The sequence below is a fragment of the Paenibacillus diazotrophicus genome (assembly GCF_042610465.1).
In genome coordinates, this window is the sequence record NZ_JBGJZN010000004.1 from 116,412 (window position 1) to 133,375 (window position 16,964).

Genomic DNA, 16,964 nt, shown 5'->3' on the forward strand with positions numbered 1-16,964 from the left:
TCTGCCGGGTGCCTTTTATAGTTGTTTTTCCAATCTCTGCAGCCAGTCCAGTATGGTATCTACCGATTCCTTGTATCTCTGCCCTACTAGCACACCTGTGTGCGTGGTGTTCCACAGTCCCTTATATTCAGCACGAAGGTGCTCCGCAGCCACTCTACCCCGGCGGTCGCTATCATAACTGCTTACTGCAGCGATAACCAGGCACGGACAAGAAATCAAACGGCTGTCTATGGATATGCCTGCTGCTCCGAAATGAAAAGAGAACGCGCTAAAAGCCTTAGCGGACTCCATGCTCAGATATTTTCTCTGAAATTGAATGTCTTCCGGTGTTTCATCTATACTTGAATCTTCACGGTCTGGGGCTGGCAATAGGATGCCAGGGGTCATCGGGATTATATCTTGGTAAGGTACGACATCATGAACTTCTCTGCTTATGCTTGAATCGATTAACACGAGTCCGGCAATATCGGCGGATTCGGCCAACTTCTGGACCAGAATACCCCCCATGCTAAAACCGATAACAATCGGCGGAACGCCACATTCAGCGAGGACCTCTTGAATATCCTCCAAGTAATCCTCGAAGGTTATCTTTGTCATATCCAGGAGTCTGCTTTTGTAGTGGCTCCTCAAATTCATCACGTAGCATGTCCAGCCATTACGGATGAAGTGAGGGATATATTTACTCCACATCCAGCTGCCCGTATAGGCACCGTGGACGAAAAGCAATGGCGGCCTATGGTTAGCTGCTTTCGATAGAAGTTCCCCCTCGAATATCTCTAGAAATAGATCGTTGTTCCCCAGGTATTTCTCCGTATGCTCCGGCAATTCTTTCGTAAAATCTCTCACATGGTTTCCTCCTCGTCAGATTGTTTGATATCAAACTAAATGGTTAAAATTTTTTTAGAAGTTGTGATGTATTTTTTCTAAAATGGTAAGTAAATCTTCCTTTTCTTTATCCGAGATATTCAAGTAAAACAAGTCTAGCAATTCCGCAGATATAGCTTCAAAGACCGGTTCCAATTCTCTCCCCTTTGGAGTTAGAGCAACATACACAACCCTCGAGTCCTTACTATCCCTTTCCTTGGCCACATACCCAAGCCGGACTAACTTGTCGACGAGTGCTGTGACTGTTGATTTATCCTTATGTATTTTCTTAGAAATATCCGCCATCGTGAATCTGGGCTGCTTCAACAGCGCATAGATAATATCGCCATGCGAAGTGCCAATACCTTCTATCCCTTGCTTCACCATCTCTGTAACAATGAACCGGTTTACTTTCTCCCTAATCTTGGAGATCAATGAAATGACATCTCTAGTTTCCATATCTGCATTATAGTTTGACATCAAACTAATGTCAAGTGAGTCTTTGCATCCAAAGTTAAAGTATGTATGGACCGGAACGATGCCCGGTTTGTTGCGCATTATGCCGATCTTGGGGAGCTGGAGCTGGGTGTTCCGCTATATTCTGGATTCTTCATTCTACTTCTGAAAAAGCGCAGATTATCCCAATTCAGCGCACTTAATCCATTAACTTCATTAGCCTCTATACTTATACTTACTTTGCAAGACAGAGAATAACTAATTTTAGGGAGGAATGTTATTTGGTCACTCGGAAAAGACCGATTGCACGTCAGTTTTTATCTATTATACTTGCCCTCTTAGTCATTACTTCAGTATTGCAACCGCTTCCAGCGAAGGCTGCGGCGCAAACTACGGGGGACCGTTTCTATGCAGAAACATACTCCTCTGCAACATTGAACAAAGAGCTGGGCTATCGTATTTATTTGCCGGAAGGCTATGAGCGTTCAGATCAACGGTTTCCGGTAGTGTATCTGCTTCATGACGAGGGAGGGTCCAGTCTGCAATTCGAGGAAGACGGCCTGGCAGGTCGGCTTGATCAATGGATCGCGGACGGAGAAATTCAGAAGATGATCGTCGTCATGCCGGATACAGGCAGTGACAGCTGGTTCATCAACCAGCCCGGTGCTCCTTGGGAGGATGTTATTGTAAGCGATCTCATTCCCTCGATTGATGCCAATTACCGGACAATCGCTTCTCCGCAATACCGGGGCATCAGCGGAATCTCAATGGGCGGCTATGGTGCATTCATGCTCGGCCTCAAGCACCCCGATCTGTTTCGTTCGATCGCAAGCCATATGGGTGCGCTCGGCACAACGCTCCAAGGACAAAACCCGTTAACACTGCTCCAATCTATGAGCGTAGGACAGCTGGGGGCATATAATTACTACTTGGACGGGGGCACAGAGGATTCCCTGACTTATGCGGATGGATCGACAAATGATATCCACGCCTATTTCCGGGGTAAAAATATCCGGCACGAATATCAGATGCGGCCTGGCGGACATACGAGAGATTACTACCTGACTTATCTGGACCGTTCTTTCGCCATGCACAGTAATAGTTTTGGCTCAAGCCTGGTGACCGGCAGCTTTACAGCGGCTCCTCAGGCGATCTCGGACCAGACTGAAGTACAGGTGGACTATACAATTAATCTGAACCGCTCACTCGTAACCGAGTATGTGTATGGAAATGTAGCGAGCAGCGACTTCCACTTGTTGACCCGCTTAAAGGTCACAACTTCAGAAGGTGAAGATCGCTTTAGTGATCAGTCAGATCTGGGCGATGTGGTAACTTCCTCTAACCAAAACACCTTTACCGGCACCTTCACGATTCCCGTGTCGGCGCTGGGAACGGATAAGAGCTTCAAGGTGTCCTTAGAAGGGCATCTGCTGGGCAGCTCCTATTCTTTCGGCACCAAGCCGCTGATCCAGGTAACTCCGATCGGCAGCGCCCCGGAAGATACCCAAATTGACCTGCTGGGAGATTGGTACTTTACCAAAGACACCTTTCCAGACAGCACAGTAGAAGGCCTGAAACCGGATCTGCAGCAGGGTGACTGGCGGATTGTGCAGCCGGGGCTTGATTGGTGGACGAACGGCTTTGGCAACTATAGCGACATGGGTAGCTATTATGGAGCTGCCTGGTACTACCGCGAGTTTTGGGTGCCGGAGGATTTTCCGGATGAAGATCTTACGCTGCTGGCCGGCAAGATTGATGACGCTGACCAGACTTACATTAATGGCCAGCTCATCGCAGAAACAGGATTCAAAAACGGCGGATACACCTCCTCATTCTGGGCACAATCGCGGGAGTACAGCATCCCTTCGGGCCTCCTGAAACGGGGCGAAGTGAACCGGATTTCTATCCGGATCTACAATCAGAATGGTGGAGGCGGATGGTATGCCGGGCCTGTAGGCATTTATACTAAGGCTGCCCTGCAAAAAGAGAAGAAACTGCCATCTAAAGTACCGGCAGAGTCCCTATCAACCGAAGTAAAGGCATTAGCGGAAAAGCAGCTCAGCGCGATTGCCTCCAAAAATTTCGCAGCCTACCGTGACACGCTCGCACCGGGTTATTTTGAAAAAGGATATGGTAAGCTGCAAAAGGCGGATCAGGCTGTCAAGCTGGTGAACAGCTACAGTTCCATTAAGACCGTTATTACCAGTCCATATGTATTTGAATTGGACGGCAAGTATCTGTATACGGCCTACATCCGAATGACCGGTAAGGACACTGCCGGACAGGATGTTGTCATCCAGGAAGGACAAGTCTCCCAGTATTATCAATATACCGGAGGAAAGCTGCTGGAAAGCGGAGACCAGAAACGGTTTTACGTTACAGAGTTCTTCTCTAAGAGTGCAAACCGCATGGTTAAATACCGCGTCTACCTGCCTCCTGGCTATCTGACAGACCAGTCTAAGCGCTATCCGTCGGTATACCTGCTGCACCAGTTCAACAGTGATAGCGAATCCTATGAAATTGACAAAGTTGACCAGATTCTGGATAACGGCATTGCAGACGGCTCACTCCGCGACATGATCGTCGTCATTCCAGATTCCAGCGGTATGAGCTGGTGGGTGAACGGAGAAGGAGCCGATGGTGTCAAGTGGCAGGACATGGTCACCAAGGATCTGGTTTCACTGATCGATGATCAGTATAGAACGATTGATGACGCAAGATACAGAGCCACATCCGGTGTCTCGATGGGTGGCTTCGGTGCCTTTGCCATCGGTCTCCAATATCCGAATTTGTTCTCCAGCGTAGCCAGTCACATGGGGGCACTCCCCTTTACGATGTCCGGACAGAATCCGGTTAAAATCGTGACCCAGTATCCTATTGATGCACTCAAACGCTATTCTCTGTACATCGATTTCGGTAACTTGGACGGCTACAAGTTCGACCTTGCAGTCAATACACTGCACAAGTATCTGATGAATGCTGGTATACCGCATTATGCCGAAATTCGGGACGGAGCGCATGACAGTGCATTCTATACTAAATCGATCGGCCTCTCCTTTGCGATGCACAGCCGTCATTTTGCCCCGGCTAACGTGGACAGTAGTGTACTGAGCGGGACAACGTCGTTCTCCCGCTCTGCGGATGGGACGGACCAGATCACGTATGCAATGTCCGCCAAAGAAGGGATCAGTGCTTATACCGACGTCATCCCAGTCTCGCCTTATGTCAAAGAAACAAACCCGGCACTGGTTCTGCCGGTGACCGTCGAAGTCTTCAATACAACCGTAAGTGAGAGCGTATACCGCTGGCAAGATACAGTGTCAGTTAAAGGTGCAGCCGACTTCTCCCAGAAGATCGTACTGCCAGAATCGCTTGCGGACGGAAATTACGAGATCGTGCTTACTTCTGCTGTGCTGGACCATAGTCTGGAGCTGAGCCGCGTTCCCTTGAAGATTTCTTCCAACAGTGGTAGCGGTAGCAAGGATGATGGCAACGTTACTGTTACTCCCGTTGTGTCCGGTTCAGATACTAGCGGTTCTGCCGTAACTGTAACATTGGATGAAGTGAAGAAGGCTATTGCTGCCAAAATATCGCTACAGTTCTCCGTCAAGGATGGCAGCAAGCTGGAAGTGCCATTTGAGACACTGCAGCAATGGGTGAATGCTGTGGGTGCCGATCAGCTTCAGGCGATTAAGTGGAGCATTGCCCCAATCCCTGCATCGGAGCAAGCAACATGGATTCATGCGGCTGCCTCGTCATGGACAGGACAGCTTGCCCCAGCAGGGCCCGTGGTAGATATGAATATTAAGGCGCTCCTCAAAGATGGAACGGCTCAAGTTCTTTCTGCTCCGTTTGTTCAGCCGGTGGGACTGAGTCTCACAGCCAGCACCCAGGCGGACAGGGAGCTGATGGGGATCTACCATTTAACAGCAGATCAAAAACTGGAGTATCTAGGCGGGACCTTCGATACCGCGACCGGTACTATGACTGCGAAGCTTAACCATTTCAGCAAGTACGGGGTATGGACTTACACCAAATCCTATCAGGATCTTGTGCAGTCACACTGGGCACATAGAGCTGTACAGGTTCTATCCGCTGGACATATCGTGAACGGTGTAACGGATACGGCGTTCGCACCGGATCGTCAAGTGACCCGCGCGGAATTTGCTGCAATGCTGGTCCGTTCCCTGCGGTTGCAAGCTGATAATACCGTTCTCCCATTCAAGGACGTACCCGCCAACAGCTGGTTTTATCCTTCGGTAGCTGCGGCGTATCAGGTTGGTATTATCCGAGGGATCAGCCAAGATGAATTCGCTCCGGAGAAGACCATTACGAGGGAAGAGATGGCTGTCATGATCTATAATGCTTACCGGTTGAAATCCAGTGATGCTCCGGTATCCTTAGGACAAACTGCTGTCTTCTCCGACCGGTCCCAAATCCATGACTGGGCTCAGACGTCGCTGAATGCTGTACTGAATCTCGGTCTGATGAAAGGCACCAGCAGCACTACTCTGGAACCACTCAGTCAGGCAACCCGGGCTCAATCCGCAGAGATCCTGTACCGGTTCATTAAGTAAATGACAGTGGAGACAGACCCTTCTCATTTATAACCGCAAAAAGGCTAACAGAGCAGCAATTCTCCCGTTACTGGAGAATTGCTGCTCTGCGTTTGTGGTTACTTTCCGGTTCCCCGCTTCGTAAATACTTGGAACACTACCCCGAACTTATCAGTAATCATGCCGTAAGCAGGACTGAAGTAAGCGGGCCCCAGCTTCACCTCAACTTGACCGCCTTCCTTGATAGAATGGTACAGCCGCTCAGCCTCTGAAGTGTTGTCTACGGTAAGGCAGATGTTAATGCCATTCCCCGGAAGCAGCGCCTGTCCTTCCTCCAGATCAGCCAGGAAAAATTTCGTCTCCCCCACCTGCAGAACTGAATGGGCAATACGTGCTTTAGCTTCCTCTGACATCGGTTTATCGGGATTCTGCGGACCTTCTCCGGCAGTTTGCTTGAAGAGTAGCTTTGCCCCCAGCGTCTTCTGATAAAATTCAATCGCCTCCCGTGCCTTTCCGTCAAGCAGTATAAAAGGATTCAGCTGTATTGACATGTTCCCATCGCTCCCTACTGTTGAATTTGCCCGCTAGAGCTGGGCTATAAGTTCATTGTAGAGTACAATGGTGACAAGTATTGTCACAAATAAAAAAGTTAATGGAGCTACGACATGTCAAAATCCAAACGGCTGCTTGACCTGATGATGACCGTTAACCGCAAGCGGAAATTTACTGTTAAAGAACTGGCGGATGAATATGGCGTATCCTCAAGAACGATACTGCGGGATTTGCAGGAGCTTGGGGAGCTGGGTGTTCCGCTATATTCCGAAGTGGGGCCGCACGGCGGTTACCAGGTGCTGAACGAGAGAATCCTCCCGCCGATTGCATTCACGGAGGAGGAAGCGGTGGCGATCTTTTTTGCCAGCCATGCCCTGCGCCACTACAAGTACCTGCCCTTCAAGAAAGAGTCTGTATCCGCATTGCATAAGTTCTATCATTATATGTCCGGAGATGTCCGTGACCGTATTGACGAGATGAAGAACCGGATTGATTTTGTAACCCCAGGGCGCCAGGCAGAGTTTCCTTATCTGTCCATACTGCTGGAAGCGGCGACGGGGCAGAAAGTACTGAATATTGAATATGAAACCAGGAGCAAGCGTATGGAGCGTCCAATCCAACCCATTGGCATTTATGCCAGCAGCGGATTATGGTATTGCCCCGCCTATTGTTTCCTGCGCGGCGGCGTTCGCGTGTTCCGATGTGACCGGATTCATACAGCTAAATATGCGGTGTCCGGGCCTGCCCCCTTGGATTTGCGGCATGTTCATCTGGGGAATAGAGAGGCTTACAACAAACTGGAACCGGCAGGGAACATGGATCAGCCACAAGACTCACTGCAGGAGATGGGTGTGCTCCGGGACCAGGAGTCTAACCAGAAGAAAGAGCAGGTACGGATACATATAGAGCTGACAGATGAAGGTGTACAAGCCTGTGAAGCCGAGCTTTGGTCGGCGCCCTTGCTGCATATCCGTGAGAACGGCACCGGCTGGCTGGAAGGAGAGATCCCGCATCAAGACCTGCAATTCTTTGCCCGGTTCGTGATCGGTCTGTGCAATGGAGCAGAGGTACAGCAGCCGCAAGAACTAACTAAATTGGTGAAGGAGCTACTTGTCGGTATGCTGACGAAATATAATTAGTGCAGCAATGAAGGGTCCGGTATACGCAATTCGCTGCAATTACTCGCTCCTGTGTGATCTACGCCAAGACATCCGCCATTTTATCGAAATGGACTAATGATTCGAATTCCCGTATCATTCCGAAATCGGATTCGTGTGATAACCCAAAGAATTCTAAAACGCTACTGACATAACGTTGTCAGTAGCGTTTTTTTATAATTGGACCTGTAAATGTAAAGGAAATAGATAAGTAAAATTAGGAAGGATGATATCTTGTGAATTTCGCTTCTGTACGTATCATTACTGACGACGTGGATCGTCTCGTCGAGTTCTATGAGAAAGTCCTGGGGGTTTCGGCGGAGCGGCCTGCGCCTGTATTTGCCGAACTCGTTGTGCCATCATGCACCCTTGCAATCGGCCACTCCCAGACGGCGCAGCTATTCGGCGCTGATTCCGTAGTGGGGGCCAATAATCGAACTGTCATTATTGAGTTCCTCGTCGACGATGTTGAAGCCGAATACGTGCGCTTGAAGCCATTTGTCGAGAATTGGGTAAAGGAACCGACCACAATGCCGTGGGGGAACCGTTCTATGCTGTTCCGTGATCCCGATGGCAACCTTCTTAACCTCTTCGAGCCGGTGACTGAGGATGCGATTAAACGGATTAGAGGTAGACAATGACGGATTGAACTCGAGGCTTACGCATATAATAATCGCGCGGTGCCAGACGTTTTTCTATAACCAGGAGTACCATAATGCGGTGATGATGAGATGCTGGAGAATGAGTACCAAGAGCGTTATCCAGCCACGAAGGTCAAATAAGGTCAAATAAGCAATAACACTAAAATTTGGTTATAAAAATGAGCTGAAATGCCGGATTTCCCCGGTTTTTCGGCTTATACAAGTTTTGTCTTCCCCCGCAAAGGGGACTATAATAAGGCCATAGGTCAAATAAAGTCAAAGTCAAAGAGAGGAGAATGAGAGATGTTTGATTTGGTTCCTTTTGGTAAACGGAGAGATGATGCTTTTGGTGTGCTGGCCAAGTCCCTGAATGAAGTGTTTAATGATGATTTTTTTGCACCGATGAAAAGCTCCACCCTATCCTTCCGTACAGATATCCGCGAGAGTGAGCAGGCGTATCTGATTGAGGCGGAACTGCCCGGCTTCAAAAAAGATGAAATCGACATTGATTATGCCAGCCCTTATTTGACGATTAAGGCAGTACGCAAGGAAGAAAACAGTGAGGAAAATAAAGACCATCAGGTGGTGCGCAGAGAACGCCGGTATGGCGAATACGTCCGCCGTTTCTATGTGCAGGACATTGCCGAGGATGAGATCCGCGCTTCGCTGAAGGACGGTCTGCTGACCCTGTCGGTACCGAAACGGCAAAAGCCGCTGGGCAAACGCATTGAGATCCAGGACAGCGGCTCTTCCGAAGAGCAGCTTCAATAATCAGCAAGTTGGCATTGGGCATGCAGCAGGCATCCGGGGGAAGCGGAGTGCGCTACGGCATGGTTAAGTGTTCACAATGTTGAAGAAGCAGACGTTCAAGTCCGGCCGGATAGGCTGGTATAAAGGGTATCCCGGGCCGGCGGCCAGTGCCGTTCCCCTAAGATCCCTGCAGGAACAGCCGGTTCACCGGGCTTTTCATATAGCACTATCATAAGGCGCATTGTAGTGGGGATTCCGGCTATGGTGCGCCTTTTCACGAAATAGATTAGCTGTAGATTCTACAGCACCACCATAGGAAATAGGGTAATAAAAGGTACACAAGGAGCGCGGCTCAATCGCAAGAAAGGAGGATGTACCCTTGGCGGCAAACTATTACGAAGCATTGGGCGTTGGAGAAAAGGCCTCGAAGCAGGAGATCAAAAAGGCATACCAGAAGCTGGCCAAAAAGTGGCATCCCGATGTCAACAAAGCACCGGAGGCGGAAGCCAAGTTCAAGGAAGCGGCTGAAGCATATGAGGTGCTGGGCAATGAGGAGAAAAGAAAAACCTATGATGAGGAGCTCCGCTATGGTTTTGGCGGTGCAGCCGGAGGCGGGGCGCGGCGGGGTGGTACTTCATCGGCGGGGTATGGAGATACGCCTTTTGGCACGGGATGGAGCGGAGGCTACACCTCCTCCGGCGGCGGTATTCCTGAAGAGGATTTGTTTGGTATGTTTTTTGGCAGCCGGGGGGCTGCGGACCGGGCGGGATTTGATTTTTTCTCCAGCGGCGGCGGCGCCGGCAGTCCCTTCAGCGAGAGACGCAGCGCGATGCAGGCGCAGCTTGAGATCACACTGGAGCAGGCATACAAAGGTGGTAACATCAGAGTTCAAGTCGGTGGCAAAGATGTAAATGTCACCATTCCGGCACGTGCCGCTGAGGACACTGTTATCCGGATTCCCGGTGGCGGGGGGAATGCGGCGGTACAAGGCGGTGATCTGCTGATCTCGCTGCATCTGCTGCCGCATGAAATCTATGAGCCGGAGGGTGGAGACCTGTACGGCTCCGTAGAAATTGCCCCATGGCAGGCTGTGCTTGGCGGCGAAGCCAGGGTTCCGCTGCCGGACGGCAGCAGCGTGAAGCTGAAGATCCCGGCCGGGATGGCCGGCGGCCAGACGCTGCGCCTTTCCGGCAAGGGCCTGAAGCGGCCGGATGGTGCGAACGGTGATATTCTGTTCGCGGTGGAGATTGTGATTCCCGCCGACCTGTCGGAGGCGGAGAAGACGCTGTACCGCCAGCTGGCTGAAGCTGGCAGCTTTCAGGCCGGGCCCAAGCGGCAGGGCCCGGGTGCTGCGCGGCGCAAAGCCGCGATGGGCTAAGCGCCGGGCGGCGCGGGCGATGGCCGGGCGAGCGTACAATTCACAGAAAGGTGATGAAGGAAAATGGACTTCAACAAGTTAACACAGAAGCTGCAGGAGGCGGTTGCCGCAGCGCAGTCGCTGGCAGCGTCCGCGGGGCATCAGGAGATTGATAATCTCCATCTGCTCAAGGCGCTGCTCCAGCAGCATGAGGGTCTTCTGCCGCGCCTACTGCAGAAGATGAATATTCCCGTACCCGGGCTGATGCAAGGTACGGAGGAGTTGCTGCAGCGTAAGCCTAGCGTCAGCGGCTCCGGGGCAGGAACGATGCGGCGGTATGCATCGCCGTCGCTGATCGCCGTGCTGGAGCAGGCCGAGAAGGAGGCTGCTCAGATGCAGGATGAGTTCGTGGCGGTGGAGCACGCCGTACTTGCGATGGTGTCCGACTCCAGCAGCGGGAACCGGGAGCTGCGCGGGCTGTTCACGAGCCGCGGACTGACGCGTGACAAGCTACTGGAGGTGCTGGCGGAGATCCGCGGGCATCAGCGGGTGACAAGCCGGGAGCCGGAAGCTACCTATGAGGTGCTGGAGAAATACGGGCGCGATCTGGTGGCTGAGGTGCGGGCAGGCAAGGTGGACCCTGTGATCGGGCGTGACGGGGAGATTCGCCGGGTCATCCGCATTCTCTCCCGCAAAACCAAGAACAATCCGGTGCTGATTGGTGAACCCGGCGTCGGGAAGACGGCGATTGTGGAAGGGCTGGCCCACCGGATTGTCCGCAAGGATGTACCGGAGGGATTGAAGGACAAGACGATCTTCTCGCTTGATATGAGTGCGCTGATCGCCGGGGCCAAGTACCGGGGAGAGTTCGAGGAGCGGCTGCAAGCGGTGCTGAAGGAGATCCGCGAGAGTGACGGACGGATCATCCTGTTTATCGATGAGCTGCATACGATTGTCGGTGCGGGTAAGACTGAAGGTGCAATGGACGCAGGTAATATGCTGAAACCGATGCTTGCGCGCGGTGAACTGCACTGTATAGGGGCAACGACGCTGGATGAATACCGCAAATATATTGAAAAAGACCCCGCGCTGGAACGCCGTTTCCAGCAGGTGCTGGTCAACGAGCCGGATGTGGAGGACACCATCTCCATTCTGCGCGGACTGAAGGAACGCTTCGAAGTCCATCACGGGGTCAAAATCCATGACAGCGCGCTGGTAGCTGCGGGCGTTCTGTCGAACCGGTATATTACGGACCGTTTTCTGCCGGATAAGGCCATCGACCTGGTGGACGAAGCCTGTGCCATGATCCGCACTGAAATTGATTCCATGCCGGGCGAGATGGACGAGGTCACCCGTCGTCTAATGCAGATGGAGATTGAAGAAGCGGCGCTCAAAAAAGAAACCGACGACGCCAGTAAGCGCCGCCTCGAAACCCTGCAGCGTGAGCTGGCCGATCTCAAGGAGAAGCATCTGGGCATGACGGCCCGCTGGGAGAAGGAGAAGTCGGCCATTCAGGGACTGCGCGAACTGAAGAAAAAGCTGGAGCAGGCCCGGAAAGACCTGGTGGATGCGCAGGAGGTCTACGATCTTAACAAGTCTGCGGAGCTGAGCTATGGGATCATTCCCGACCTGGAACGGCAGCTGAAAGCAGCGGAGGAAGCGGCTTCGCAGGATCAGGAGAGCCGGCTGCTCCGTGAAGCCGTGACCGAAGAGGAGATTGCCGATATCGTATCGCGCTGGACAGGCGTCCCGGTGACCAGATTGGTTGAAGGTGAACGGGATAAGCTGCTGCGGCTGGAGGATACGCTGCATGAGCGGGTAGTTGGACAGGAGGAGGCCGTCCGGCTGGTGGCGGATGCGGTGCTCCGTGCCAGAGCAGGCATCAAAGATCCGAACCGGCCGATTGGTTCCTTCCTGTTCCTCGGGCCGACGGGTGTGGGCAAGACTGAGCTGGCCAAAGCGCTGGCGGTGTCGCTGTTCGACCGCGAAGACGGCATGATCCGCATCGACATGTCGGAGTATATGGAGAAGCATAGCGTCTCCCGTCTCGTGGGTGCGCCTCCAGGGTATGTCGGTTATGAGGAAGGCGGCCAGCTTACCGAAGCGGTGCGCCGACAGCCATACACGGTAGTCTTGCTAGATGAGGTGGAAAAGGCCCATCCCGATGTATTCAACATCCTGCTGCAGCTGCTGGATGACGGACGGCTGACCGATTCACAGGGCCGGATGGTGGATTTCAAGAATACGATTATCATCATGACCTCCAACATCGGTTCGCCGCATCTGATTCAGGGCACCGATGACAACGGGGAGCTTACGAATGCGGTTAAGGACCGGGTCATGAAGGAGCTGAGCGGCCATTTCCGGCCGGAGTTCCTGAATCGTGTAGACGACATTGTGATGTTCAAGCCGCTTCAGTTGGCTGAGATTGAGCAGATTGTGGTCAAATTGGTAGATGGACTCCGCCTGCGTCTGGCAGACCGCGGCGTTGGTCTTGTGCTTAGCGAATCAGCGGTACGGTTTATCGCAAGAGAAGGTTTTGATCCGGTATATGGTGCAAGACCGCTCAAACGGTTCATCCAGCGGAGTCTGGAGACCCGTGTGGCGCGTGCACTGATTGCCGGTGAGGCAGAGGAAGGGTCGGTGATGGAGGTAGGCGAAGCGGGTGGCGAACTGTCCGTATCGATCAGCCATCCGAAGCCGGCAGAGGCGCTTCACACTAAATAATGAAGAGGCCGGTAGCCCGCTTCGACAATCCAAAAGACAGCGTAGCTGTACTTCGTACAATTTAACAGGCCGCGGATTTCATCACGGATGTTGAACGGTATGTTGTGCAGCTATTTTTATTAAACCAGGGAAATCCGCTGTGCCGTCCAATTTTACTGAGGAAAGCGCATTTTATCCTATTTTGTTCCATATCACTCTTGTACAATAGCTGTAGTGGCTGTAGAGTCAAGGCGGTTTAGCTTGATAACAGTTGGCCGCATGAACCCAGCGGGGGTGAGAAAATCAGGAAAATATCATGGTTAAAAGGAGTTCGTTATTTTTTCTCGGTGGCAGTCCTTATTTTTGCAATCCTTGTATTTATTAAGCCTAATGAAAATGTGTGGTTGCCTTTGATGAGTTTCAGCCTGAGTATACTGTGTTTATTTCAGGCTTTTGAGATCAGGGCGGCACAGGCAGGAGCAGGGTCACGCAAGTATGCCAATTATGTGATGTTGCTGGTTGCATCCGCCGTAAATCTGGCTGCTTCTTTGTATATATTTAGCAGATTTTTATAGTGTACCTGATGTTCCACGCCAACAAGCGCCCACAGCCGTAAAGGCTTGGACGCTTGTTTTTTGTATCGGTTACGATGCAGACGCCAACCAGAGCACCAGATGCACCTAACACACCTAACGCACCAGACAAGTCCTTTTACATCAGCTGCCCTTTTGTTTTCAAGTGACGATACAGCAGATATGCCGAAAAAGAGCACAGCAGTGCACACAGTCCAATGAAGCCGTAACCCGCCTGCAGTCCGCGCAGCAGTCCTATTCCTTCCTCTTGTCCGGAGGAGAACATTTCCTTGATCCCTTCGGTGATCGCCCCGATGAAGTAGTTGCCCAGTACGCTGGCTACACCGATGAGGGTGACGACGAAGGTGATTGCCGTATCGCTTCCGTTGCGGTAGCGGTCCGCGATCAGCGCCATAACTGTCGGGTAGATGGGAGCGACCCCAAGACCGGCGATGGCGAACAGAATAGCACCGGGTTCCCCCGACACAATAGCAGCAAACGTGCAGATGCCCGTGAAGGCAGAGAACACAATCAGCGACAATGCGAAGCCGATCTTGTCCGTCAAGGGTCCCAGCACAAGCCGCGCCAGCGTGAAGCAGAGGAAGAATGCGGACAGCATGCCGGCAGCAGCCGGGGTTGACCAGCCGTAGGCTTTTTCCAGGAAATTAACCAGCCAGCCGCCGACAGCCAGCTCTGAGATAACGCCGAACGAAAGCACAGCGACCAGCAGCCAAATGACCGGATCCCGGGAAATCGCGGAGAGGGGAATCCGGTCCTCAGTAAGCGTAGCATCTTCGGGGAACTTGCCCAGAAACGCTGGAATCATAGGGATCAGAGACAGCATCAATATAATCAGATACACTCCGCGCCAATCCAGCATATGGCCGAATATCGTCACCGTCATCAGTCCGGAGGAGATCAGCGGAGCCACGGTCGAGCTTAACCCATAGAAGAAATGCGACAGATTCATCATCGTCCCGGTATTCTTCACAAAGATTCTTGCCCCCAGCACAGCTAGCCCGATTTCCAGCATCCCGTTGCCGATATACATCAGAAAAAAAGATCCTGACAGCGCCGGGTAGCTATGGGAGAGGAAAATGAATACTCCCGAGACGGCCATGGAGCCGAAGGCGAGCAAGCTGACTGCTTTGATGCCAATCTTGCGGATCAGCAGAGCTGTAAAGGTACAGGCCAGCAGATACCCGAGAGAGTTCAGTGACAAAAGAGTGCCGAGCTGCATCTCATCCAGCCGCAGATCGCTCTGGATACGCGGGATAGCGGGGCCTTTGATATTTTCAGAAAAGCCGAAGATCAGATAGCCGACGAATACCGTCAGCAGTTGAAGCGTATAATTGCGTTTGGATGAAGCGGAATGGAGTGCCGGATCAGCTTTCAAGATGTACCTCCTGGGGTTAAGGTTCGCCGGTTAGGGTTCTAACCGCATGAGGTTCATTATACCACCGCTCACTCTATCCAAGGAACCAGATGTGGATGCGGGTCAAGAATAGATAGGTACTGCTCTTTCCAGCCGTACTGGCCGTCGGGATCTAGCAGCATATAGCGCTGATATTTCTCCAGCCGGAATTCTGCCCTGGACCAGCCCAGGTGTTTCAGCCGCAGATTGCTTAGTAGATGAGGAAGCTCAAAAACATTCTCCGGCAGCCGGTCGCATTGCTGGGGAAGGTCATTCCACGCATAGCTGAAATCCTTGCGGTAGCGGAGCAGAAAGGGCCGGTAGCTGAGATGGGAGCGCCAATACTTATCTTCCCGGTAATGCTGGTCATCCCAGAAATCATATGGTCGAAAGCAGAACAAATCGCAGCTGTCCTCGCGCAGCAGGCTGTCGATGTCCTCTGCAAACCGCTCTTCAAAAATCTCATCCGCATCCAGACTGAGTATCCATTCGGGTTCGGTCTTCACAACCTCGTCCCACTGCTGCTTGCGCAGTGCGGATTCATTATTGAACTTGGAGATGCTGTTACACACTAGGTGAAGCGGAATCCCCTGAAGAACCTCCCGGCAGATGTCAGCCGTATCATCGGTGCTTCCGTCGTCGATAATGACTGCCTCGTCAATGTACAAGCGGTGCGACTGCAGTGCCTGCCGCAGAAAGCGCCGGCCTTCGTTCTTGACCACCATGGTCAGGGTCAGCTTGGGTCTGTCCAGCCCAGCCCGTCTTTCAAAAGATGCAGCAAATTCAGCCGCCGCACGGGCGGCCTTGCCGCTGTCTGTTTCCTCTGCCGGCAACGGCTCCTTGCGCAGCCGCTGCAAAGCCTCCGACTCCGTCCAAAGCTTGTCGCTGTCCTGGCCGGCGGACTGGGCAGACGATTCAGCCCCGGCAGTATTCACCGCTTGCGTCCCGGCTGGAGCTTCAACTTCGTTACTATCCCTACTTGTAAAAGTAAACATCTTCGGCACCACCGTGCTACGCCGGATGAAATCTGCCACCTTATCAAGGTCGCTGTCTCTGTACACGTGCAGTGCGGGATAGCAAGTATCCACATAGAGTGGAATGTCCAGGGCGGCAGCACGGATACAGAAGTGGCGGTCCTCGCCCCAGTAGGAGATATTGCGTACTCTGTCAAAACTGGCGCCTGCAGCAATTGCCTTACGGCTGATCAGGGTGCAGGCGCCCAGTCCGCCAACCTCATAGATGCCAGGCTGCTGCAGCTTGGCCAGAAACAGATGAAATCTGCGGCTGATTTCTTCCTGGCTGGGCTGCTCGCCCGGCTCACCTTCCCATTGGTTATATTCATCATGCATCCAGACCTGTGGCTGCTGCGGAGTGCTTGGATGCCACTGCGTCCAGAAGATCTCGGAAATAATGTCCCTGTCTGCCCGGATTAGTTGCAGCAGGGTGTCCGGGTGCAGAATCAGATCGGAATCGACCAGAAACAGATAATCATAACCGAAGGCTTCAGCCCGCCGGATCATCAGGTTCTTGAAGCCCGCCACCTTCCAGACGAGGCTGAAGTTCCAGTAATGGGTTGTTTCATTTCGGATATAGGCATCATGACAGCCGGAGGCTTGCAGGAATACTTCATTCTCGCTAGCTGCAAAGGCTTCAAGCAGGCGGCTGGACGCCCTGTCCTCATTGTCGTCGATCAGATAGAAATCCAGCTCGATATTAACCCGCCGCAAGCGCTGTAGTGAATTCAGGAATTCCTGCAGAATATGGGGCTTTTGGTGAACCGGGCTGCCAAGCAGTACCCGCATTTTGCTCTCACTCATCATTGTCCACTCCAGTATCGATAGATGTATGGATTATATGTATTTAATATATTTGCAGGATTACTGGATTAACCCTCATTTTTTACGGGGGAGGCAGCTAGTAGTGTATTTTCCATTCATGC

The 16,964-nt window shown here is 52.3% G+C and carries 11 protein-coding genes; 6 read left to right on the top strand and 5 right to left on the bottom strand.

Annotated features, from left to right (window positions below):
• Positions 1 to 15: 15 nt before the first annotated feature.
• Both ACAN54_RS17420 and ACAN54_RS17425 read right to left on the bottom strand, forming a co-directional pair.
• The gene (locus ACAN54_RS17420) at positions 16 to 846 is read right to left on the bottom strand and encodes an alpha/beta hydrolase (protein ID WP_379157832.1); all 831 of its coding nucleotides are present in this window, start codon (positions 844 to 846) and stop codon (positions 16 to 18) included.
• A gap of 54 nt (positions 847 to 900) precedes the next feature.
• On the bottom strand, positions 901 to 1,422 hold the full coding sequence (locus ACAN54_RS17425; protein ID WP_379157835.1) for a MarR family winged helix-turn-helix transcriptional regulator: 522 nt from the start codon (positions 1,420 to 1,422) through the stop codon (positions 901 to 903).
• A gap of 179 nt (positions 1,423 to 1,601) precedes the next feature.
• Here ACAN54_RS17425 and ACAN54_RS17430 point away from each other — a divergent pair, with 179 nt between their 5' ends.
• Complete coding sequence (locus ACAN54_RS17430; protein WP_379157838.1) at positions 1,602 to 5,897, top strand: alpha/beta hydrolase-fold protein; 4,296 nt, start codon at positions 1,602 to 1,604, stop codon at positions 5,895 to 5,897.
• 98 nt (positions 5,898 to 5,995) lie between these two features.
• On the opposite strand, the gene ACAN54_RS17435 is transcribed toward ACAN54_RS17430, so the two are convergent.
• Positions 5,996 to 6,427: a VOC family protein gene (locus ACAN54_RS17435; protein ID WP_379157841.1), complete on the bottom strand. Its 432-nt coding sequence runs from the start codon at positions 6,425 to 6,427 to the stop codon at positions 5,996 to 5,998.
• 114 nt (positions 6,428 to 6,541) lie between these two features.
• Between ACAN54_RS17435 and ACAN54_RS17440 the strand changes: the two genes are divergently transcribed.
• From ACAN54_RS17440 to clpB, 5 genes are all read left to right on the top strand, one after another.
• Positions 6,542 to 7,567 carry a helix-turn-helix transcriptional regulator gene (locus tag ACAN54_RS17440; RefSeq protein WP_379157844.1) on the top strand — a complete coding sequence of 342 codons (1,026 nt, stop codon included), beginning with the start codon at positions 6,542 to 6,544 and terminating at the stop codon, positions 7,565 to 7,567.
• A 254-nt stretch (positions 7,568 to 7,821) separates the two neighbouring features.
• Positions 7,822 to 8,226 (top strand): VOC family protein, encoded by a 405-nt coding sequence (locus ACAN54_RS17445; protein ID WP_379157847.1) that lies wholly within the window; start codon positions 7,822 to 7,824, stop codon positions 8,224 to 8,226.
• A 303-nt stretch (positions 8,227 to 8,529) separates the two neighbouring features.
• Positions 8,530 to 8,997, top strand: coding sequence for an Hsp20/alpha crystallin family protein (locus ACAN54_RS17450; RefSeq protein WP_379157850.1), 468 nt, complete (start codon positions 8,530 to 8,532; stop codon positions 8,995 to 8,997).
• Positions 8,998 to 9,355: 358 nt separating this feature from the next.
• Positions 9,356 to 10,354 carry a DnaJ C-terminal domain-containing protein gene (locus ACAN54_RS17455; RefSeq protein WP_379157853.1) on the top strand — a complete coding sequence of 333 codons (999 nt, stop codon included), beginning with the start codon at positions 9,356 to 9,358 and terminating at the stop codon, positions 10,352 to 10,354.
• Between the two features lie 63 nt (positions 10,355 to 10,417).
• The gene (gene clpB, locus ACAN54_RS17460) at positions 10,418 to 13,060 is read left to right on the top strand and encodes an ATP-dependent chaperone ClpB (RefSeq protein WP_379157856.1); all 2,643 of its coding nucleotides are present in this window, start codon (positions 10,418 to 10,420) and stop codon (positions 13,058 to 13,060) included.
• Positions 13,061 to 13,750: 690 nt separating this feature from the next.
• Here the strand turns inward: clpB and ACAN54_RS17465 are convergent.
• Together ACAN54_RS17465 and ACAN54_RS17470 are read right to left on the bottom strand one after the other, a co-directional pair.
• On the bottom strand, positions 13,751 to 15,007 hold the full coding sequence (locus ACAN54_RS17465; protein WP_379157859.1) for an MFS transporter: 1,257 nt from the start codon (positions 15,005 to 15,007) through the stop codon (positions 13,751 to 13,753).
• A gap of 68 nt (positions 15,008 to 15,075) precedes the next feature.
• The gene (locus tag ACAN54_RS17470) at positions 15,076 to 16,842 is read right to left on the bottom strand and encodes a glycosyltransferase family 2 protein (RefSeq protein WP_379157862.1); all 1,767 of its coding nucleotides are present in this window, start codon (positions 16,840 to 16,842) and stop codon (positions 15,076 to 15,078) included.
• Positions 16,843 to 16,964: the final 122 nt, after the last annotated feature.

Coding starts and splice junctions, on each gene's coding strand:
- ACAN54_RS17425 (WP_379157835.1), bottom strand. CDS start 1,422: ATGCGCAACAAACCGGGCATCGTTCCGGTCCATACATACTTTAACTTT.
- ACAN54_RS17435 (WP_379157841.1), bottom strand. CDS start 6,427: ATGTCAATACAGCTGAATCCTTTTATACTGCTTGACGGAAAGGCACGG.
- ACAN54_RS17440 (WP_379157844.1), top strand. CDS start 6,542: ATGTCAAAATCCAAACGGCTGCTTGACCTGATGATGACCGTTAACCGC.
- ACAN54_RS17450 (WP_379157850.1), top strand. CDS start 8,530: ATGTTTGATTTGGTTCCTTTTGGTAAACGGAGAGATGATGCTTTTGGT.
- clpB (WP_379157856.1), top strand. CDS start 10,418: ATGGACTTCAACAAGTTAACACAGAAGCTGCAGGAGGCGGTTGCCGCA.
- ACAN54_RS17470 (WP_379157862.1), bottom strand. CDS start 16,842: ATGAGTGAGAGCAAAATGCGGGTACTGCTTGGCAGCCCGGTTCACCAA.